Annotated in this window: 23 protein-coding genes and 2 pseudogenes; 14 read left to right on the forward strand and 11 right to left on the reverse strand. The window is 44.9% G+C overall.

Annotated features, from left to right (window positions below; all coding sequences use genetic code 11):
• Positions 1 to 121 precede the first annotated feature (121 nt).
• Positions 122 to 1,081 carry an OB-fold nucleic acid binding domain-containing protein gene (locus F6K38_RS01970; RefSeq protein WP_287355970.1) on the reverse strand — a complete coding sequence of 320 codons (960 nt, stop codon included), beginning with the start codon at positions 1,079 to 1,081 and terminating at the stop codon, positions 122 to 124.
• 600 nt (positions 1,082 to 1,681) lie between these two features.
• On the opposite strand from F6K38_RS01970, the pseudogene F6K38_RS43985 reads away from it, so the two are divergent.
• Both F6K38_RS43985 and F6K38_RS43990 read left to right on the forward strand, forming a co-directional pair.
• A pseudogene (locus F6K38_RS43985) lies at positions 1,682 to 1,981 on the forward strand (IS701 family transposase); the annotation flags it as partial.
• A gap of 403 nt (positions 1,982 to 2,384) precedes the next feature.
• Positions 2,385 to 2,664: pseudogene (locus F6K38_RS43990) on the forward strand (IS701 family transposase); the annotation flags it as partial.
• Between the two features lie 289 nt (positions 2,665 to 2,953).
• Here the strand turns inward: F6K38_RS43990 and F6K38_RS01980 are convergent.
• Together F6K38_RS01980 and F6K38_RS01985 are read right to left on the reverse strand one after the other, a co-directional pair.
• Positions 2,954 to 3,208: a hypothetical protein gene (locus tag F6K38_RS01980; protein ID WP_287314589.1), complete on the reverse strand. Its 255-nt coding sequence runs from the start codon at positions 3,206 to 3,208 to the stop codon at positions 2,954 to 2,956.
• Positions 3,209 to 3,467: 259 nt separating this feature from the next.
• Positions 3,468 to 3,728, reverse strand: a complete 261-nt coding sequence (locus F6K38_RS01985) for a hypothetical protein (protein ID WP_287298616.1) — start codon at positions 3,726 to 3,728, stop codon at positions 3,468 to 3,470.
• Between the two features lie 1,073 nt (positions 3,729 to 4,801).
• Between F6K38_RS01985 and F6K38_RS43180 the strand changes: the two genes are divergently transcribed.
• The 5 genes from F6K38_RS43180 to F6K38_RS43185 all read left to right on the forward strand — a co-directional run bounded on the left by F6K38_RS43180 (position 4,802) and on the right by F6K38_RS43185 (position 6,136).
• On the forward strand, positions 4,802 to 4,984 hold the full coding sequence (locus tag F6K38_RS43180; protein WP_161603132.1) for a transposase DNA-binding-containing protein: 183 nt from the start codon (positions 4,802 to 4,804) through the stop codon (positions 4,982 to 4,984).
• Between the two features lie 138 nt (positions 4,985 to 5,122).
• Complete coding sequence (locus F6K38_RS01990) at positions 5,123 to 5,371, forward strand: hypothetical protein (RefSeq protein WP_008180813.1); 249 nt, start codon at positions 5,123 to 5,125, stop codon at positions 5,369 to 5,371.
• Between the two features lie 134 nt (positions 5,372 to 5,505).
• The gene (locus F6K38_RS01995) at positions 5,506 to 5,829 is read left to right on the forward strand and encodes a hypothetical protein (protein ID WP_287296002.1); all 324 of its coding nucleotides are present in this window, start codon (positions 5,506 to 5,508) and stop codon (positions 5,827 to 5,829) included.
• Positions 5,829 to 6,032, forward strand: a complete 204-nt coding sequence (locus tag F6K38_RS02000; protein WP_287296000.1) for a hypothetical protein — start codon at positions 5,829 to 5,831, stop codon at positions 6,030 to 6,032. Before F6K38_RS01995 ends, F6K38_RS02000 begins: the two co-directional genes overlap by 1 nt.
• On the forward strand, positions 6,029 to 6,136 hold the full coding sequence (locus F6K38_RS43185; protein ID WP_353737160.1) for a hypothetical protein: 108 nt from the start codon (positions 6,029 to 6,031) through the stop codon (positions 6,134 to 6,136). Before F6K38_RS02000 ends, F6K38_RS43185 begins: the two co-directional genes overlap by 4 nt.
• Positions 6,137 to 6,528: 392 nt before the next feature.
• On the opposite strand, the gene F6K38_RS02005 is transcribed toward F6K38_RS43185, so the two are convergent.
• Entirely contained in the window at positions 6,529 to 6,717 is a 189-nt protein-coding gene (locus tag F6K38_RS02005) for a CAB/ELIP/HLIP family chlorophyll-binding protein (protein ID WP_008180807.1), read from the reverse strand.
• Positions 6,714 to 7,715 carry a succinate dehydrogenase/fumarate reductase iron-sulfur subunit gene (locus F6K38_RS02010; protein WP_044492440.1) on the reverse strand — a complete coding sequence of 334 codons (1,002 nt, stop codon included), beginning with the start codon at positions 7,713 to 7,715 and terminating at the stop codon, positions 6,714 to 6,716. The genes F6K38_RS02005 and F6K38_RS02010 overlap by 4 nt, the downstream gene beginning before the upstream one ends.
• Before the next feature lie 408 nt (positions 7,716 to 8,123).
• Here F6K38_RS02010 and F6K38_RS02015 point away from each other — a divergent pair, with 408 nt between their 5' ends.
• A complete protein-coding gene (locus F6K38_RS02015) occupies positions 8,124 to 8,543 on the forward strand; it encodes an AbrB family transcriptional regulator (protein WP_008180804.1) in 420 nt (139 codons plus the stop codon).
• A gap of 1,164 nt (positions 8,544 to 9,707) precedes the next feature.
• The gene (locus F6K38_RS02020) at positions 9,708 to 10,568 is read left to right on the forward strand and encodes a CPBP family intramembrane glutamic endopeptidase (protein WP_008180802.1); all 861 of its coding nucleotides are present in this window, start codon (positions 9,708 to 9,710) and stop codon (positions 10,566 to 10,568) included.
• 498 nt (positions 10,569 to 11,066) lie between these two features.
• Here F6K38_RS02020 and F6K38_RS02025 read toward each other — a convergent pair whose 3' ends face one another.
• From F6K38_RS02025 to F6K38_RS02050, 6 genes are all read right to left on the reverse strand, one after another.
• Positions 11,067 to 11,186: a photosystem II reaction center protein J gene (locus F6K38_RS02025; RefSeq protein WP_071986820.1), complete on the reverse strand. Its 120-nt coding sequence runs from the start codon at positions 11,184 to 11,186 to the stop codon at positions 11,067 to 11,069.
• A 254-nt stretch (positions 11,187 to 11,440) separates the two neighbouring features.
• A complete protein-coding gene (gene psbL / locus F6K38_RS02030; protein WP_071986819.1) occupies positions 11,441 to 11,560 on the reverse strand; it encodes a photosystem II reaction center protein PsbL in 120 nt (39 codons plus the stop codon).
• 11 nt (positions 11,561 to 11,571) lie between these two features.
• Positions 11,572 to 11,706, reverse strand: coding sequence for a cytochrome b559 subunit beta (gene psbF / locus F6K38_RS02035; RefSeq protein WP_071986818.1), 135 nt, complete (start codon positions 11,704 to 11,706; stop codon positions 11,572 to 11,574).
• A gap of 122 nt (positions 11,707 to 11,828) precedes the next feature.
• Positions 11,829 to 12,074 (reverse strand): cytochrome b559 subunit alpha, encoded by a 246-nt coding sequence (gene psbE / locus F6K38_RS02040; RefSeq protein ID WP_008180799.1) that lies wholly within the window; start codon positions 12,072 to 12,074, stop codon positions 11,829 to 11,831.
• A 133-nt stretch (positions 12,075 to 12,207) separates the two neighbouring features.
• The gene (locus tag F6K38_RS02045) at positions 12,208 to 13,212 is read right to left on the reverse strand and encodes a photosynthesis system II assembly factor Ycf48 (RefSeq protein ID WP_044492399.1); all 1,005 of its coding nucleotides are present in this window, start codon (positions 13,210 to 13,212) and stop codon (positions 12,208 to 12,210) included.
• A 136-nt stretch (positions 13,213 to 13,348) separates the two neighbouring features.
• The gene (locus tag F6K38_RS02050) at positions 13,349 to 13,696 is read right to left on the reverse strand and encodes a rubredoxin (protein ID WP_008180797.1); all 348 of its coding nucleotides are present in this window, start codon (positions 13,694 to 13,696) and stop codon (positions 13,349 to 13,351) included.
• Positions 13,697 to 14,019: 323 nt separating this feature from the next.
• On the opposite strand from F6K38_RS02050, the gene ndhC reads away from it, so the two are divergent.
• The 5 genes from ndhC to F6K38_RS02075 all read left to right on the forward strand — a co-directional run.
• Positions 14,020 to 14,382: a photosynthetic/respiratory NAD(P)H-quinone oxidoreductase subunit C gene (gene ndhC, locus F6K38_RS02055; protein ID WP_008180796.1), complete on the forward strand. Its 363-nt coding sequence runs from the start codon at positions 14,020 to 14,022 to the stop codon at positions 14,380 to 14,382.
• The gene (gene ndhK / locus F6K38_RS02060) at positions 14,379 to 15,125 is read left to right on the forward strand and encodes a photosynthetic/respiratory NAD(P)H-quinone oxidoreductase subunit K (RefSeq protein WP_008180795.1); all 747 of its coding nucleotides are present in this window, start codon (positions 14,379 to 14,381) and stop codon (positions 15,123 to 15,125) included. The genes ndhC and ndhK overlap by 4 nt, the downstream gene beginning before the upstream one ends.
• The gene (locus tag F6K38_RS02065) at positions 15,118 to 15,648 is read left to right on the forward strand and encodes an NAD(P)H-quinone oxidoreductase subunit J (protein ID WP_008180794.1); all 531 of its coding nucleotides are present in this window, start codon (positions 15,118 to 15,120) and stop codon (positions 15,646 to 15,648) included. Before ndhK ends, F6K38_RS02065 begins: the two co-directional genes overlap by 8 nt.
• Positions 15,649 to 16,553: 905 nt before the next feature.
• Positions 16,554 to 17,531 carry a family 2A encapsulin nanocompartment shell protein gene (locus F6K38_RS02070; RefSeq protein ID WP_008180793.1) on the forward strand — a complete coding sequence of 326 codons (978 nt, stop codon included), beginning with the start codon at positions 16,554 to 16,556 and terminating at the stop codon, positions 17,529 to 17,531.
• Positions 17,524 to 18,661, forward strand: a 1,138-nt coding sequence (locus F6K38_RS02075) for a hypothetical protein (protein ID WP_287355972.1), incomplete at its 3' end; no start/stop codon positions are given. The genes F6K38_RS02070 and F6K38_RS02075, both read left to right, overlap by 8 nt.

Here is an 18,661-nt window from a genome sequence, read left to right on the forward strand (position 1 = left end):
TCCACCTCACTCTTAAAATCATTCTATTATTAACCAACGCCAGATTGTTCATGAACTATTTGTAAATGCTATAGTTTTAGTAAATTGCTGAGAATAGAAGAGCAAAGACTAAACTCCTTATTCAACTCCTGATTACTGGAGCAGTACGGGCATCAAATCCGCTAGCTTTGAGAGCATTAACGGTTACTTGGTGATCTTGGACCCAGTATTTAGAATCAAAACGGACAAATTGATACTGCTGGGGTGCAGCAATAGTTGCTAGTACGGGGAATTTTGCCTGATGTTTTTTACCGGAATGTTTTTGCAGAATCGATTTTAATTGGTTAAGGTTGTTTGTCGTAACTTCCTGAGGGGTAAGTTCTACTACTACTGTTCGTAAACTTTCAATTAGCTCAGCATCTTCAATAATCAGTTGAATTTTCTCATCTCGCTCATCCACCTTCGCCCAAATAATTAAACGGGAATCGGCTTGCAGTAATGAACTAATTTTTTCGTAAGTTTTCGGGAATACAACTCCTTCAGCTTGACCGGTCAGATCTTCCATCTGCACAAAGGCCATGCGTTCATTATTTTTTTTGGTGAGGTGAGGCTTAACTTCGGTGAGCATTACAATAGCACTCAAAGTTGTCCCCTTCTTTTGCTCTGCTAACTCCGCCAAACTGACAGGAGAAAGAACTTGAGCTACTGGACGGGCTGATTTTAAAGGATGGTCAGACACATAAAAACCAAGCAATTCTTTTTCCCAATTTAATTTTTCTTGGCGTGAAAAATCAGACACTGCTGGAGCGCTTGGAGCAGATTCCCAAGCATTATTGTTCTGATCTGGCTCAGAATTAGTGTTGCCAAACAGATCAAAAATGTTCAGCTGACCACTTTCTCGGTCTTTGGCACGGTCTTGCGCCCAACTAATCAATGGCTCCAGGTCTTTGATAAGTTGCTGGCGGTTGGGCTGAATGCTATCAAAGGCACCACAGTAAATCAATGCTTCCAAACCACGGCGGTTAAGGGTGCGCAAATCCACGCGATCGCATAAATCTGCCAAAGCCTTAAACTCACCACCAGATGCGTTCCCACTGGTCATTCCGCAAAGCATAGCGGCGCGTCATTGTACCACTCCTGAAATTACTCAACTCGCCAAGAATTTATCTATTTTAAACTGGATTGACACCTATTTGATGACACGCCCTAGGGCAGATTAGCCATGATCAAATCAACGGTTATCTAAAAAATGATAAGTTGACCCCACGCTTACTGTGGGATAATGTCAAATACTTAATTGAAATAAATGAGCAAGCCGATCTAGTTTTTGATGACACAGTAATTGAGAAACTATACTCTATAAAAATCGAGATAATTAAACGACAATATAGTGGTAATTTCCAGGGTATAATCGAGGCGCGACCCAAGGGCAGTTTACCTGCCCATTGGAATGCGCGCCTCCAAGTAATTTGATTAATAAATTGCCTATAGGTCAATCACGAAACCCAAAAGTTTTGGGTAGTATACTATCGGATTTATGACCCATAACGGTGAAGTTACCGTAAGAATAGGGTCGCCTTAATCAATGGAGGCGCGCTTTCCTATGGCGAATTAAATTACGGGGTCGCGCCTCAAGTTTTAACCCTTCTATGCATAGCTTGTCAACCATAAAGGCGACCCTATTCTAAGGTTTCGTCTCTAGGATGGTAAGACAAAAATAGAACAGGTTTTGGATAGGCTCCAAAACCTTGTCTATTCTAAGGAGTTGCCATTTAGAACTGTATTGATGGACAGTTGGTATGCCAAAAATAAATTAATGTTATATATCGATGGTTTGGGATAATATTATTATTGTCCTCTCAAACGGAATCGACTTGTGGATGAGACTGGCAATCAAAAAGATTATCAAAGAATTGAATCATTAGTTTGGGATGAAAAAGAGTTAAAATCCGGTAAATTAGTAAAAATTAACAAATTTACCTGCTCCAAAAAAGTGAAACTTTGACCGGTAAGTGTCTCCACCGACAAAACGGATTTTATCGCTGTCTTGATGCAGTCGCTCATGGTTTGAATTTACCGTAAGATAGGGTTGCCTTGTCTTGATGCAATAGCGAGTGGGGGAAACCACGGCAGTCGCTCATGGGGGAGACCCCCAAGACCGCGCTGCCTCCCCAAGACCGCGCTGCATCGCTATTAAAAAATATTTAACCCTTTTCTGCATAACCTGCTAACTATAAAGGCGACCCTATCTAAGGTTTTGTCTCCGGGGGAAACCACGGCAGTCGCTCATGGGGGAGACCCCCAAGACCGCGCTGCCTCCCCAAGACCGCGCTGCATCGCTACAAACGATTTATCTCAGAATTATGAGGCGCGACCCAAGGGCAGTTTACCTGCCCATTGGAATGCGCGCCTCCAGGGACGTTGTACAAAAAGAGTGTAAGGTTCGATGTCAGGTTGAGGAGTTTCATCTTAAATTAAAACAATTGACTGGTATTGAATCATGTCAAGGTCGCAAGGGTCGTATTCAAAGAAACCATATTGCTTGTGCTATTTTAGTTTGGCTCTTTCCTTAAAAATTTGGCTTATAAAAGTGGTCAAACAATTTATCAAATTAAGCATGGGCTCAAATCCAATTACTTAATTAACCAACTAAAACGTCCCGACATTACTATGTCTATAGTTTAGTTATTAGACTCTCGCCGTGGTCTAGCCCCCTGGTTGACTGACAAAACTCAACAAGCATAGTCAAAAGACCTTACTGTAAACTAAGCGCCGATACCTCTTCTGCTCGTCCTGTTTTCGGGAAGCCATCGCTGGTGATGGGTCGGGTTTCCCACTTAAAATTAGGGTTTCAAACAACTCCCAACCAAGAGTAGCGTGCAGTCAATACCCATGCCCAACCAATGCATGAGATAACTGTTACCGCGCGCACCAGTGAGGGTCTACAAAACGGCGTAATCCTCGGGCTACGACCTTAGTTCCTTGGGCAGTGAGATAAAGAGTAGCGATCCCCAAGACGAAACACAATCGCGATCAGGCGCTTTGCATTCCGAATCTCACAGCTTTCCAACTCAAAACCATTGGACTTGTCATCAAGAAAGCTCTCTTCAATATCAAAGCGTAAGCCATATTCCCGAAATGTCAGCAAGGGTGGTCGGTTCGTCGCTGACGATGTACCAAAGTTCTCCGCTAATTCCATCATTTGCCAGACCCAGATTAACTGCACCATGCATATTCGGTTTTGTGAATCCAGACATTTTGGAGTAAAAGAGCTTCACCCCGTAGAACATGAAAATCTCGTACTTGAGACCAACCTAACCCATGTCGCCAGAGCCAGAAATCACAGACCAATGCGGATGCGATAATGCGTTCCCCAGTTCAGCCAAGGCATACAACATTCACCTGAGTATTGATGAATCCTCTGTCTGCTAGCAGTACAACTTGAACTCTATCTGGGATTAATCGCGACACTGTCAAGAGCTTTGTCATTATAGCTGCCTATCAAGACGCTGCATTAAGAATGCTCCAGTACTCGCGCTCGCCACTGGCACTGCTCTTCCTCGATATACCACAGCTACCCTAATCAGACAATATTGATTCCACAGCATGGAAGTATCCAAGCTTAGATACAATAGTTCATTTTCCCATCTATTCTTCGCTTCCTGAATCAGTGGGCTATATAACCGTTGTGGATTAATCCGGGGACCGAAGCAACCATCGACTGAATCGACGTTGCGTGACTGTCGCAAACACAGCACTTGAGTGGATGTACATAGTCCATTTTGTCAGATTTACGCTACCTGAGTGAATTAGTCCAACTACCATCCAGACGCCTTGTATGTAGATGCCTGATATCAGCCCATTGTTTGGATTGACCCAATAACGTAACTTCGGCATTATAGAGACGGGAGGTGTTTTCGCTTGTCATCCTGTCTGAGTTTAGTCACCCAGTCAGAATATGGCATTTGTAGCCAATTTGAGAAGGTAACACCTTCCATCACTGGGAAAGGATGAGTCTTCCGTTGGGTAGCGCGCCGCTACACCGATTGCTGCACCGTACGCGCTATGTGAACTTTTGTCAGTCAACCAGGTCTAGCCCCACCATTAGTTGTGCCAGTTGCGTAAGTCCTATATTAAATTCGCTCAAGGTGCGCGCCTCCAAGGGCGAGTAAATCGCCCTTGGGTCGCACCTTCGGGTCGCACCGCCAGGAACGGGCAAGATGCCCATTCCACCTCACTCTTAAAATCATTCCATTATTAAGCAATGCCATCTAATTGGCACAACTGATCCCCAATCCGGGTGCAATACTCCGGTTTAATTCAGTCCCCAGAGGCTTGTAAAGACCTAGCATGCTAGGTCTTTACATTTGTGTAGCCGCAACAATCACCTCGTCAGGGCAAAGAGGAAATACCAGGCAGAGGTAGTATATAGCGCTACGGGCAAGGCCAGAGGAATCCCCCCTACCTTAATACTATCCATTAGGCAAAAGTAGTCGAAACAGTGATAGAGACGTTTGATGTAGGCAAGGATGGGGAGAGGAGTGGTGAGCGTAATTATTAACTGGAGTATAGACTAACAGGGGTTTCCCAAGACTGTGATCGCTAATCTTGAAGTGCGATCGCTAATCTTGAAGTGCGATCGCTAATCTTGAAGTGCGATCGCGCTTAATTCGGTGCAGCAAAGCTGGAGTGGACAGTGAGGCGGAGGTTGTGAGAGTATGAAAGGAAAAAGCCAATCAGGGGATGAAGAGGAACAAATGAAGGATTGGATAAGCCAGGAGATAAATCCGAAATTTTTCAGGACATACGCCACGCAAAAAGATTGAGAAAGACACTTCTGGTCTTAAGTGAGCATCCAGGAGAAACAGTACCAAAAGCGAGTGGAAATGCCAGCGAGAGTCAAAGTATCTACAGATTTTGGTCAAATAAGACAGTGAAAGGGACCGACTTATTGGCTTCACACAGGGAAGGCGTAGTGAGGAGGTGTGTCGGTCGCCGTGAGTAGTGCTGGCAATACAGGACACGACCGACTTGGAGTATAGGACACATCAAGCCACGAAGGGTTTGGGATATATCAATCAGACCAAGCAACTTCGAATCAAAGTTCATAGCTGTATAGCGGTGAGTGCGCGCTTGAGAGCCATTGGGACTGCTACATCAGCAGAGTTGGACAAGAAAGCACAGGAGTGGAAAGAAAAAAGAACGCAAGAAAAAAGCGATTCAAGAAAAAGAAAGCTATCGATGGTTAGAGACTCTTACAGGAGCCGAGGAAGGACTAGCCGAAAAAGCGAAGCTCATACATGTTGCTGATCGCGAGGCCGATATCTTTGAGTTGTTCGCCCAAAAGCGCTCTGCCAAAGCGCGAATTACTGATTCTTCGAGAGCAGTATAACCCCAGGGTGAAAGAGGAGATGGGATATCTTTTGCCGACGATTGAACAAAGGCCAATCTTAGGTAAAATGACCATCAACTTAGAGCGTAATCCCAAACGTCCAGCTCGCCCGCGCACTATTACAAATCCGAGGGATGAGAGTCACTCTGGAAGTGCCTCAACATCACCCCAAACCCCACAATCTCCAGCCAGTGGAAATCAATGTACTACTCGTAGAAGAAACTGAGAAACCTGCTGATGGTAGTCCACCCATTCGTTGGTTATTGCTCACCACTCTACCCATTGACAACTTTACTCAAGCTTGGCAATGGGTGCAGTGGTATAGCTATCGGTGGCTGATCGAACCCTTTCACAAAACCGCTCAAAAGTGGCTGACGCGCGCGAAAAACTTCAACTTCAAACCCGAGAGCGTTTACTCAAAGCACTGGCTACTTATAATATTGTTGCTTGGCGATTAATGTGGTTAACTTATCAAGCTCGACTTAATCCCGATGCTTCTTGCCAAGTTGTTTTCTCTCCACCGGAATGGAAGCTCAAGCGACTTCAATTTCAATCCAAAAACCCCTCGAAAAAACCTCCTACTCTTGCGTTTTGCTCTGACGCGGGATTGCACGCTTGGGTGGATTTTTGGCTCGTACTGGAGATGGCGAACCTGGCTTGAAAACTCTCTGGCGAGGGCTTTCTACCTTCTACCATTTGCTTGAAGGTTCACAACTTGCTTCTACATCAAACGTCTCTATCACTGTTTCGACTACTTTTGCCTAATGGATAGACCTTAATAAGGGGGGCGGACAATAGGCAAAGGTGCGCTTTCCGGAGACGAAACCTTGAAGAGGGTCCCCTTATTACAAAAGTTTTAACCCTTTTACGTATAGCCAGTAACCCATAAAGGCGACCCTCTGAATACGGTAACTTCATTCCTGCATCTAATTATTAAATTAGCCACGAGTCGCACCTAAAAGTTGACTACAACAGCGTAGGTGCGCTTGACCTTGGCGAATTAAATTAGCCACGGGTCGCACCTTTTGCTGCTTGTATCAATGTCAAACACCTTAATGGGTAGTGCTATAACCGTCAACCCTCAACCCTCAACAACCGTGATGGTAAGAGCAAAGAAATCTCAAGCTCCCGATCATTATATAGTGGTTGGAAATTCCTTAGAGTAGACCCAGCCAAGTCAACAAACCTTGACCAGTGAGCAATTCCAGTAACAGGATACAAACTAAGGCAACCATCGCAAACCTGCCGTTGATTTGCTCAGCATAGGGAGTCCAACCAAAAGCTGGTTCAGGTTGGTTAAAAGACTCCTCAGATGATTCACTAGAATTGGGTGTTTCAGAACTCATGGCTGCTCAGATCCTTCAGACTCCAAATTTTTTACCGATTCAATTAGCGATCGCACTTGTGATGTCCCTGCTGATGGAGAAAAGCTCAAGGGAAACTTACCTCGAACTAGCATTCGTAATCCCAGTGGTCCTAGGCTCGCCAAACCTTGGATATCTCGAAATGAGTTACCAACCACCTGCAAGCCAAACTTACGCTCATCAATCCAACCTCCCTCTTTCACTAAATCAATTAGGACTTTGCGGTGGCGGATTGGACGACTATCTTGGTCATCAATACCTTCAAGAATATCCTGTTTAATCTTACCGATTTGATCCATAGGAGCCACACCCATCGGGCAAACGGCATTACACATCATACAGCGGGTACAACCCCAGACTCCTTTTGTTCCTTCGTTATATTTCTCCAAACGATTTTCCGTGGTATTATCACGGGAATCTACCACCAGACGCTGTGCTTTAGCCAAGGCATGAGGACCGACAAAATCTCGATTAACTTCTTTGGCATTACACTCAGAATAACAGGCACCACACATGATACAATTACCTGCCTGAGCCAAATGCGATCGCTCTTCAGGACTCTGTAAAAATTCCCGTTCGGGAATCTTCCTAGCAGCAGTGCTGACGTAGGGATCAACAGCTTCTAAGTTATCCCAGAAGCTGCTCATCTCAACGACTAAATCCTTGATTACTGGCATATTCCCCAGAGGTGCTATAGTAATCTCCGGAATTTTAGATTCATCTGGCAGCTGTTGGTTCCCCAATTCATTGCCCACATTTTCCTTACAGGCCAAAGCCGACCGACCATTAATTCGTATGCCACAGCTACCACAAATCGTGTTGCGACAATTTTTGCGAAAAGCTAAAGTACCATCTTGTTCCCACTTAATACGATTCAAGCATTCGAGAATCGTGTTTCCTTTCTCGACATCCAGCTTATAAGTCTGGAGTAGTGGGGCAGTGTTTTGAGTCTGTCGAATGATTTTGAAATCAACTTGCATAAAACTAAGCTCTTGAATATTCCAACATATACAAGGATAATCGGTAAGGTTAAGGGCTAGGGTCAACAGGACTCCTATTCCGGTGAGTAGTTCCTCTTGATAATTAGGCCATACTTGTTTGAGTAGTCCCTCCCGAAGCAATACCGCTCGCTAGTTGACTTCTGGTGTAAGAGTGCTTTCCTTTTGGTATGTTTCCTGGATTATTTCCATAGTTATCATGTTACTGCCCCTAAAGGCTTAGGCAGGGATTGTCTGATCTGTTATTATTGAAATACGTAAAGATTTAAACAAATGATCCAAAATATCTTGTCAACTGAGATAGATTTAACGATATATTTTTAATAGAGCCAAAGTTTGGCGATTAATGATCTTGACCACTCTGAAGTTTAAAGGATATCTCGTGAGATTATGCCAGAGATTTCAAGTACTCCCCTAACTGGTAAAGCATTACTTCAAAAAGTAAAAGAGCTATCACACTTGCCTCGCCGAGAGACAGCCAAGCGTTGCGGCTATTACACTATAACTAAAACAGACCAGACCCGCGTTAATTTAACAGATTTTTATGATGCGGTTTTAGGAGCCAAGGGTGTTCCCCTGGATCCAGAAGGCACAAAAGATGGTCGGGGGCGTGAACCGACTTATCGTGTGAGTGTCCATAAGAATGGTCAAATTGTTATTGGTTCAACCTACACTCATGCCATGGGATTAGAGCCTGGTGATGAATTTGAAATTAAACTAGGCTACAAACATATCCATCTCAAGCAGGTGGATAACGATTTTGAATCTGAAGAGGTATCTACTCAAAAAGCAAAGAAAGCCACCTCTTAGTGCGTGTTCCCTAGCGCTCTCTTGGTGCGCGTTACCTAGCGCTTTGAAAAAGTGCGGGGTGGCACCGCTTTGAAAAAGCTCGGGGTGGCACCGCTTTGAAGTAATCCTTCTTACAGAAAATCCTGCGAGTTTGAAACCCCCGTCTCTCAGCGAGCGGGGATGAAAAACGACCATGTGGGGCTAGCGTTGCCTCGCCGTGAATATTTTTTGGGCACGTGAGCTTTTAAGAATCTGTTACCGACGTGATGGGTAAAGCCCCCGTGATTTATCCGGGGGATAAAACAGAAATTGACGAATAAATTCGTCAATGGATATTTTTTTATTCTGTTGTCGGTAATCCCTAAACTAGCGCTGTCCTATATAATAGGAAGTGAGACAACCAACTTGCCTGAATATAAATAGACAACGTAAAAACCTGTTCAAAGTAATGATACGTGCACCTCGGTTTCGTCTAAGGATCTGGAAGTCTATGAAACGAATAAGGTAGATATTGTATTAAAGTTGATTGTCTCCCATTCTAAAAAGGTAGGGTGGGGCACACCACAACCTGGATCTTAAATCCAAACCCTGGGTTTGAAGTTACCGTTAGAGAGGGTCGCCTTATTAAAAAAGATTTAACCCTTTTCTGCATAACCTGCCGACGATAAAGGCGACCCTCTCTAAGGTTTCGTCTCCGGGGAGATTTGGCCTCTACTGTGCTTGGTTAAAACCAATCATAGCAAGCCGAATCGTTGAGCCAAGAATCCCCATCTATTAGCGAGCGGGGAGTCTCAAAATAATTGAATCGGTACCATAAGGCACAAGCAAACCGCAGGTAAAAAACCTGAAAAAGCTTGGGCTAAGCTCACTATGAGGGAAAAAGGACAGACCCACATCTACTTGGAAAATGTCAATTTTTTAAGCAAGTGGACTGGTTGATCTGCTGAAAAGCTGATCACCTTGAAGAATCATATGTCTACCCTTCGATAGTGGAGGATGCCCCATAAGAAGACAGTAGAAACAAAAATCTTCTTTCTACTACCTGAGGAGTCGGTAAAGCAGGCTATTACTAACCAGCCCGATGTGCTCTGTCCTTAGGGAACTTGGCATAGGAAAAAAGCAGCCGCTTATGATAGTGTAGTTGAGACCTTATAGTAATTTGATAGTAATTTGCCAATCTCGCCAATGGCTATTCTTGATCAGGCAACTAATGGGTCGTTTGTGTCATTAATGACGTCAACTACTCTTTTGAAGGTAGGAACTTTTTTCCTAGCTTGGGCAGTTTTTTGGCTTCCCCTAGCTTTCCCTATAGCTATGGTTTTAAAGTGGCGTCCAAATCAGCCTTTAGCACCAGACCAAAAGTTACCACTACTGGCAGCACTTTACCTGATTGCTCCCCTAATTTTATGGGGAGCTTCTCAACTAGAGGGGGTGCCTTTCTCCGATTACGGATTGGATTGGAAATTAAGCGTTTTAGGGTCTCTAGGATTGGGACTAGGAGTAGGTATTCTCAGCTTAATCATAGTATTTACTGGGCAATTATTACTAGGCTGGGTGAGGTGGAATTATGAAAATTGGCAGCGTTTGGGACCGATATTACTGCCAGTGATGTTATTAGGGCTGTGGATTGGGCTTACAGAAGAGTTAGTCTTTCGTGGCTTCTTAGTGAATCAACTACAGCAGGATTATTCTATCTGGGTAGGAGCAGCCATCTCTAGTGGGATTTTTGCCCTGTTACACCTAGTTTGGGAACAAAAAGATACTATCCCTCAGTTACCAGGATTATGGCTAATGGGAATGGTATTAGTCCTAGCCCGTTGGGTGGATGGAGGCAGTCTGGGTTTAGCATGGGGACTACATGCTGGTTGGATTTGGGGTTTAACTTGTTTGGACTCAGCTGAGTTAATTGCTTACACAGGCATTGGACCAATTTGGATAACGGGTTTGGGAGGAAAACCGTTAGCTGGGATAGTGGGTCTTCTTTGTTTATTGGAAGTTGGGGCTTTATTATTACTGATGTTGCCAGATCAGCTGGTCAACATTTGATCAACATAATAGACTTCGCGGCAGTTGTCGGGAGGGAACAGCGGATCACCGAAACAGTGGACAATAATTGAGGCAAACACTATCAGAAAACTACTTTTGAGGTCTAATCAATATTTAACCTGTTTTAAATTGGCTTTAAGCCTGTCAACAGACTCCTATATATAGCACTACCCATTCAGATTAGGACATTCCTAAACTCCGAAACGTAAGTAATCGCTTACTTTTAGGTGCGACCCGTGGCGAATTTAATTCGCCTACGGAAAGCGCACCTTTGACTTCTGACTTCTAACTTCTCACGCTAAGCGTAGCGCTATAACACTACCCATTAAGGTTAGGACATTGATAAAAGCTGAAAAAGGTGCGACCCGTGGCGAATTAAATTCGCCACGGGTCGCACCTGTGGATTTACTTCATGTTTAATTTCGCGCCTTTCTTGTCGTGCGCGTTACCTTGGCGAGGGAACCTCGCCGGGGTGTTAATCAGAGAAATCGGTCAACCTTACATGGAAGAACCAACTCCCACATAGGCACCATAGAAGAAAAGACCAACCACTACGAGGACACCAGTACCAGCGATAGTGGCAACTATCCATAAAGGAATTCTTCCCCCTCCAGACACAGCTTATACCTCCAATTTTAAATCAAGTTTTTTTTAGATGCAGTTAACGATAGAAGGCTTAATAACTAGTCTTAATAACTAGTAATTTCCTTGAAAAGCCTCCCTAGTGGTAAGGGTTTTGTGCAACTCCTATCAGGAGTAAAGTAGTAAATTCCCGATTAACCGGAAATTACCAGGGAATTAACTAAGAGTCTTTTCCCGTCTACATCCTAGCCTTCTCTAAGATGGAGATTTAGGCGAATCTGTTAAATCAGTTAATTAAAGAAATAACTGGAAAACAGAATACCAAGCACAAAAATCAGTAATAGACCTAAGTAAAGAGACGTCCGATTGAGTTCAACCGGCTGTCTATTGGGATTGGAATTCCGCTCCATAATTGCTTCTCCTATCGTTGAATAAATTGCATGGCTGCGATCGCGCCTAAGAAAAAGACTGAAGGAACGGCTAGGGTATGAACCGCTAACCATCTAATCGTGAAAATCGGATACGAAACTGGTTGATTGGGATTACTGCTAGTCATGATTGTCTGCCTTTATCTAAAAAACCTTTAGGTGCGCTTGACCCATTAAGAATTAAATTCGCTCAAAGTGCGCTTTCCCATGGGCGAGTAAATCGCCCTTGGGTCGCACTTTCGGGTCACACCTATGGAGCAAATTGTTCAACTTGCTGTTTAGCATTGTAGCGGTCGGAAACGATTGGTAGTTCCATCCGCTCTTGAGTAAAGTATTCATTAGGACGGGGTGTGCCAAACACATCGTAAGCCAGACCAGTGCTAACAAAAAGCCAACCAGCGATAAATAGGGCTGGGATAGTAACACTGTGAATGACCCAGTAACGAACGCTGGTAATAATGTCACCAAACGGACGTTCTCCAGTTGTACCTGCCATCGTAGATTCCTCTTACCAACAACCGTTTAGAATTCCATAACTATAATAGTTCTAAGTGCCGTTTTTTTCTACATCTTCAATGTTGAAACATAAAACGAAACTGACTGGCATCGATCATAGGGATTTCAAAGCCCTAAGCTTCCTGGGTATGCGGCTCATACTTGAGTAAAATCCCTTTCTGACCAATTACAAACCCCTGTTCTGGTGTTACAAAGACGATTTTGTAAAAATTGGAGGGAACATCCTTAAGATCCCGGTCTTTTTGCCAAGTTTTTCCACCATCAAAGCTACAAAGCAAATTACCACTGCCACCTGCTAACCAAATTTCATTGGGTGTGCGATAGGCTAAGTCAAGTAATCCCAAGCTGTTGGAAACTTCCGGATACATCGGTTCTTGCCAATCTTCTAGGTCTTCAGCACTGCTAAATTGTACCTGACCACCCCGGGCAAGAATCCACAGACGACCATCGGGGGTAAACCCCATATTCTGAAGACGCTTGGAACTGTAACGATTATGCTGTAACCAAGCACTCTGACCTGGATCCCAAGTGGAGTAAAAGTTACCTCTAGCAGACACAGCCACGTATTTACCATCTTCAGAGCGGGAAATATTACGGGTGACTCCGACCGCCTGTGCTACCTGTGCTTTCCAGGTTTTCCCAGCATCCTTAGTCTGATAAATTGCGCCAACATCAGTGGTCATCTCTGCTGAGTTGGGTCCGAGAGCGAGCACTCTGTTGGGTGAACCTGGTAACTTTTCACTTAAGAGAATGCGAGACCAAGATTCCCCCCCATCAGTAGTATGGAGCATGATCGAAGGTTGACCAACAATCCACCCCTCATCACCAGCAAAGCTTACAGAGGAGAAGCGATAATTTTCATCTCCGAGATCCAAGCCTTTCTGTTGCCATGTATTACCCCCATCCTTAGTCTCAAAAATTGTGGCATAGCTACCCACAATCCATCCATGACTAAGATCCCCCGTAAAGCCAAGGTCTTGCATGGTCGCTTCTGTAGGTAAGGAAATAACCGCCCAAGGATTGTAGCTTATGGATGAAGGAGATTTGCAGCTGACACAAATTAATGCCACCGCCAGTAATATTAAAATTTGTTTCAGCGTTTTCATCAAATATCTCATTATTTCCAGAACTTTTTGAGTATGGCAGCTTTCTCCGTAGGTTTTCAGAACCCAGCAAGGGCGATGGCTTCTAGATCTAAGCTTTGGTGATGCCAGCAGTTGCTCACGTTCAATAAACTTGCCAACTGCCCTGATTTCAGTTCAAACCGTAAAGGCTCAGAAAAAATAAAAAGCCTAATCCTAAAGCGCTAAAAATTAAAAGGTTTTTTTGTGCTGGTGTCATGCGGTTAACACCTAAGCCATAGGTAAGATTCTCCTGAAATCCAGACGGGGCATTAACAGCACCAATATTAATAAACTGAATTTTCGGAGCGCTGCACACTGGACAGCGCCAATCATCTGGCAAATCCTTATATAATGTCCCTCCTGGAACATTGCGATTGCTATCTCCCTTAGTCGGATCGTAAACATAGCCACAAGCACGGCATTCATAGCTGCTGGGTGCTTGTTCAGCTAGGGTTTGCTCTGGGGCTCGTTCAGTCATTGCTCTGTAAGCTTAAGCAGCAAATCTTAATAACTATGTTAAAAAATATTATCACACACTAAGGGTCAGATTTTCTTAACTTTTGATTTAAGCTCAGGAGTTTCTCCCCAATGCCTGACCGGATTTTTGATCAACCCTTGAAATGGTAGGGTCTTCTAGGCAAAGCGATTACCCTCAACTACGAACAACCTTGAAGTCTATGGTAGTCATTGGCTTTTGAGAACCAACCACTGATCCCTGAGGACCGTTCAAAAGGGCAGAGCACCTATAATAAAGTTTGTAAAGAAGTACTAACGCCAGTTTTTACCTGGCACTGACCAATTGTGTTTGTTCTTAGCGGTTACGAGTATCTCTTAGGCTTCATACTAGCTTGCAGCTTAGTGCCCCTACTAGCCCTGTCGGCTTCCAAGCTTTTGCGACCTAGCCATCGGGAGCCAGAGCGACGCACCACCTATGAATCTGGTATGGAACCAGTGGGGGGTGCTTGGATTCAGTTCAACATTCGTTACTATATGTTCGCCCTGGTGTTCGTGATTTTCGATGTTGAAACTGTATTCCTCTATCCCTGGGCTGTCGCCTTCAATCGCCTGGGATTACTGGCATTTGTGGAAGCCCTAATTTTTATTGCAATTCTTGTGCTTGCTCTGGTTTATGCTTGGCGCAAAGGAGCCTTGGAATGGTCATGAAATCTAATCTTACAAAGGATAGTGCTGCTATAGAACAGCAGCAAACAAACAAAATTCTTAACCCGATTGAGCGAACCCAAGTCACTCAAGACCTATCGGAAAATGTAATTTTGACTACAGTAGACGACCTTTACAACTGGGCGCGGCTTTCCAGCCTCTGGCCGATGTTGTATGGTACGGCTTGCTGCTTCATTGAATTTGCAGCAATGATTGGGTCGCGGTTTGACTTTGACCGTTTTGGTTTGGTTCCTCGTTCTAGCCCCAGGCAAGCGGATTTAATTATCACAGCGGGTACCATAACTATGAAAATGGGACCAGCACTGGTTCGTCTGTATGAGCAGATGCCAGAGCCGAAGTACGTGATTGCCATGGGAGCTTGTACTATCACTGGCGGCATGTTTAGCGTTGATTCTCCAACAGCAGTCCGTGGTGTGGATAAATTGATTCCAGTGGATGTCTATATACCTGGATGCCCCCCTCGTCCAGAAGCAATCATGGATGCTATTGTCAAGCTTCGCAAAAAGGTGGCTAACGAGTCGATTCAGGAGCGTGGTCAGCTCAAGCAAACCCACCGTTACTACAGCACCACTCACAACATGAAAGTGGTACCAGAGATTTTGACGGGTAAGTACCTGCAATCAGAGGAGCGCTATACTGCACCCAAACAGTTGACCGAGGAGATGGGAATAGCAGTACCACCAGCACTCAAATCCTATCAAAAGCAGGAGGTAAAGCGTGGCTGAAGAGTCAAAACCAGTAGAGCAAACCACACAATCCTCTGAGATAGTTGAAGCGGGAAAAGTCTCCGGATGGCTCAAGGAAAACGGTTTTGACCATGAGTTCATGGAGCTGGATCACCTAGGCGTTGAGGTACTCAAAGTTCAACCAGATGTCTGGCTTCCCATTGCTACTGCTCTGTACGCCTATGGGTTTAACTACCTCCAATGTCAAGGAGGCTATGATTTTGGTCCTGGGGCAGACTTGGTGAGCTTTTACCACTTGATTAAAGTGAGTGATAATACTGATCAGCCTGAGGAAGTGCGTGTAAAAGTATTCCTACCGCGAGATAATCCTAAGGTTCCCTCGGTGTACTGGATTTGGAAAGCTGCTGATTGGCAGGAGCGGGAAACCTACGATATGTTCGGTATAGTTTTTGAAGGACACCCTAACCTGAAGCGGATTTTGATGCCAGAAGATTGGGTGGGTTGGCCTTTGCGGAAGGATTACATATCACCGGACTTCTACGAATTACAGGATGCTTATTGATTAGCTATGGGTTTGTGATCGTTTCCCTGATGCGATCGCAAACTCAACATCGCACTTTCCTCACTCCCTAAGAGGGCTGATGGGTTATAGTCAAATCAACTTACTTAGGATTCTCGATGACCTGATCAGCTTTTAGCTTCCAGGAAAAGAAGCCCCAAATCTGCAAGGGTGATCGACCACCCATGGCCTACGGCCAAGTGTGAGTGTGGGATAAATTTTGCACAAAGTCTTTCACACAAAACCGGCACGATGCCTTATATTATATTGACTGACAAGCAAGGTCTAAAATGCTGCTTGTTGGTGAAATGCTTCACGTATTTGGATGCATCAGTTACCTCAAATCTTTGTCGTTGATCGTAACTTTGCTCTAAATCTCTATCCTTCTGATTACTTTTAAAATATAGCTTAGGCACAAAGATGGTGCCAGTTTCGAATAGATAAACAAAGAGCGCATTTTCCGCAATGAAATAGCCCTGGTTAGATATACTTATGCCTTGGTTAAATTAACTAGGTTTTTATTTTTGTCTGATCAGGTGCAAGAGCTGAGTATACTTAGATATTGCACCAAGTTAAAAATTTACCTGTCAAACTAGGGAACAGGGAACGGGGAACAGGGAAAAGTGATAAGATTTGACTATTTAAGTACTGAAATTGATTGTTATCACTGCCGTTATTAAGTTTTTTGTAGTTGTGCAATATTTCCATATATAGTGTTTTTGTAATTCAATAAAAACTATATATGGAAAATCCCTTGTCAACAAGCACAATAAGCCATGGTTAATTAAGAAATCTTACCGATTACCTAACAAGATACAAGATTTGTTTACTCTAAATTGCTGTCCGCGTCAGGAGAATAGTATATTAATCCAGGTGAATTAAAATAATGTACTGCTTGGATTTAAGAGATGGTTTATACACCAGACCAACCGCAACAAAGCTTAAGTACTCAAACAGCGCGTAATTTAGCGACGACGACTAAAACAGCGCCCCAAATGCGGGGGAAGACTCCACGTTTACTCCTCAAGCTTCTACCTTGGGTTGAGGTTTCAGGTGGTACTTACCGGGTGAACCGCCGAGATGTCAGAGTTACACAAGAGATGGCCACCAACGACGATGGGGAAAAGAACATTGAAATATTAAGTGGCCACGAAGGCGAAGCCAGCCTCACCCAAACCTTTGTTGACTACGACGATGAACCTCGGGAGTATCCTTTGAGTATTACCCAGACGATCTTAAAGGTTCATACCCGAGTCGGTGATCTCTACAGCAATGCCACAGATCAGGTGCGAGAGCAGTTGCGCCTCACCATTGAAGGATTGATGGAACGTAAGGAAAACGACATTATCAACCATGATGGTGATGGTGATCCCGACAAAGCCTATGGCTTACTCCATGCCGCAGATCCATCTATGCGCATCTCCACTCGTACTGGGCCACCCACACCGGATGACTTTGATGAACTATTGGCCAAGGTCTGGAAACAGCCAGCATTTTTCTTAGCTCACCCCCAAGCGATCGCTGCCTTTGGTCGAGAATGTACGCTCCGGGGTGTTCCGCCTGCAACCGTTCAACTATTTGGTTCACCCTATATCACCTGGCGAGGGGTTCCGGTAGTTCCCAGTAATAAGTTGAAGGTAAAAGAGGGCAAAACCAATATTCTGCTGATGCGAGTTGGCGAAGCTGCCCAAGGGGTCGTGGGTCTACAAAAAACTGGCGTGCCTGGAGAACAAGTGCCGGGCGTGTCCGTGCGCTTAATGGGGATCAGTGACCAGGCGATTGCCACTTACCTGGTTACCATCTATTTTTCCGTAGCCTGCCTAGTGCCCGACGCCCTGGGCGTTCTGGAGAACGTAGATATTACGACATACCATAATTATGACTGAACAACAAGGTTTAAATCTTTCCCCATCGCCTCAGAACAGTCAACCCCTTGAAAGTTCTTTCGGAGGGGATCTATCCGATCCCCAAATGTTAGATCAAATATTGAATCAGCTCTTTGCCCAGCTACCCGAACCGCTAACCTCACCAGAGGCAATGGCTGGCATGATGCCAAAGATGTTGACTGGACAGGGTTTAAGTCAACCGGTAGCGGCTGCTCAATCCCAATCCAGCAGCCAGAGTCCCAAGCAACCGGAGGCTCAACCCCAGCAGACCACTAGTGGGCAAAGTCCAGAGCAATTGCTGTCTGATGCCCAACAGCAGCTGTCCAGCCTACAGGGTCTAGGCCAAATAATAGACCCAATCATGTCTGAGGCTCAACAACTTATGTCTGGTCTGGAGAGCCTAGACCTATTGGGAGCTGAAGCTCAACAGCAGCTGTCGAGGGGGTCAACCCCAGACCAGATGGCTGGAACTAGTCAGCCATCTTCTGATCTCCAGGGAAAAACACCCACATCTGCCCCATCAACGCCAGTGCCTCAGGGGGGTACCTCTGGCTCTGCCTTAATGCCTGAGATCTCCTCAGCACAAACCCCCAACTTGTCTGCGACTCAAACCAGTGAGGCAGCAACCAAAAGCACAACTGCACCCAGCACCGCTGCTACCGAAGCCAATCGGCCAGGGCGTCAAGTACCCAGTCAATCTCCAAGCAGTGGCAATGGCATGACAGGAATGGGGGATCTCAGCCTCAGCGAGTTCCTACCCGACTCAGCCGAATTACAGCATCTGTTTGAGCAAGGCATGGCAGGCATTTTCTCAACCGAACCTGCTCTTCCAGTTTCTCCTCAATCTGGCTCAGACCAGATGGGAGCAGCAGGATCTACCAGTACAGCATTGCAGAACCCTGAACAGCTAGGATCGGAGGTTGAACCAAAAGCTAAAACGGTGCTAAACCCTGAACAAGCTGGTGCAGTGGGCCAACAATCCTCTCCTGATATCCAGGGGAAAACACCGGCTTCTTCCCAACCTGCATCTTTATTTGAGGAAAGTTCCTCCGATTATTACTTTTTGCAGAATCTGTCTCCAACCATAACCTCTGCTGCCTCTACGCTACCTGCTGGTGACCCATCCGGTA

The organism is Moorena sp. SIO3B2 (assembly GCF_010692525.1).
In the GTDB taxonomy this organism is placed as follows: Bacteria; Cyanobacteriota; Cyanobacteriia; order Cyanobacteriales; family Coleofasciculaceae; genus Moorena; species Moorena producens.

Excerpts from the sequence above, each read along its gene's own strand:
- F6K38_RS01995 (WP_287296002.1), top strand. The coding sequence starts at position 5,506 with ATGAGAGTCACTCTGGAAGTGCCTCAACATCACCCCAAACCCCACAAT.
- psbE (WP_008180799.1), bottom strand. The coding sequence starts at position 12,074 with ATGGCAGGTACAACTGGAGAACGTCCGTTTGGTGACATTATTACCAGC.
- F6K38_RS02020 (WP_008180802.1), top strand. The coding sequence starts at position 9,708 with ATGGCTATTCTTGATCAGGCAACTAATGGGTCGTTTGTGTCATTAATG.
- ndhK (WP_008180795.1), top strand. The coding sequence starts at position 14,379 with ATGAAATCTAATCTTACAAAGGATAGTGCTGCTATAGAACAGCAGCAA.
- F6K38_RS02005 (WP_008180807.1), bottom strand. The coding sequence starts at position 6,717 with ATGAGTTCTGAAACACCCAATTCTAGTGAATCATCTGAGGAGTCTTTT.
- psbF (WP_071986818.1), bottom strand. The coding sequence starts at position 11,706 with ATGACTAGCAGTAATCCCAATCAACCAGTTTCGTATCCGATTTTCACG.
- F6K38_RS01980 (WP_287314589.1), bottom strand. The coding sequence starts at position 3,208 with ATGGTGCAGTTAATCTGGGTCTGGCAAATGATGGAATTAGCGGAGAAC.
- F6K38_RS02010 (WP_044492440.1), bottom strand. The coding sequence starts at position 7,715 with ATGCAAGTTGATTTCAAAATCATTCGACAGACTCAAAACACTGCCCCA.
- F6K38_RS02050 (WP_008180797.1), bottom strand. The coding sequence starts at position 13,696 with ATGACTGAACGAGCCCCAGAGCAAACCCTAGCTGAACAAGCACCCAGC.
- F6K38_RS02070 (WP_008180793.1), top strand. The coding sequence starts at position 16,554 with ATGGTTTATACACCAGACCAACCGCAACAAAGCTTAAGTACTCAAACA.
- F6K38_RS02000 (WP_287296000.1), top strand. The coding sequence starts at position 5,829 with ATGTGGTTAACTTATCAAGCTCGACTTAATCCCGATGCTTCTTGCCAA.
- F6K38_RS01970 (WP_287355970.1), bottom strand. The coding sequence starts at position 1,081 with ATGACCAGTGGGAACGCATCTGGTGGTGAGTTTAAGGCTTTGGCAGAT.
- F6K38_RS02015 (WP_008180804.1), top strand. The coding sequence starts at position 8,124 with ATGCCAGAGATTTCAAGTACTCCCCTAACTGGTAAAGCATTACTTCAA.
- F6K38_RS02045 (WP_044492399.1), bottom strand. The coding sequence starts at position 13,212 with ATGAGATATTTGATGAAAACGCTGAAACAAATTTTAATATTACTGGCG.
- psbL (WP_071986819.1), bottom strand. The coding sequence starts at position 11,560 with ATGGAGCGGAATTCCAATCCCAATAGACAGCCGGTTGAACTCAATCGG.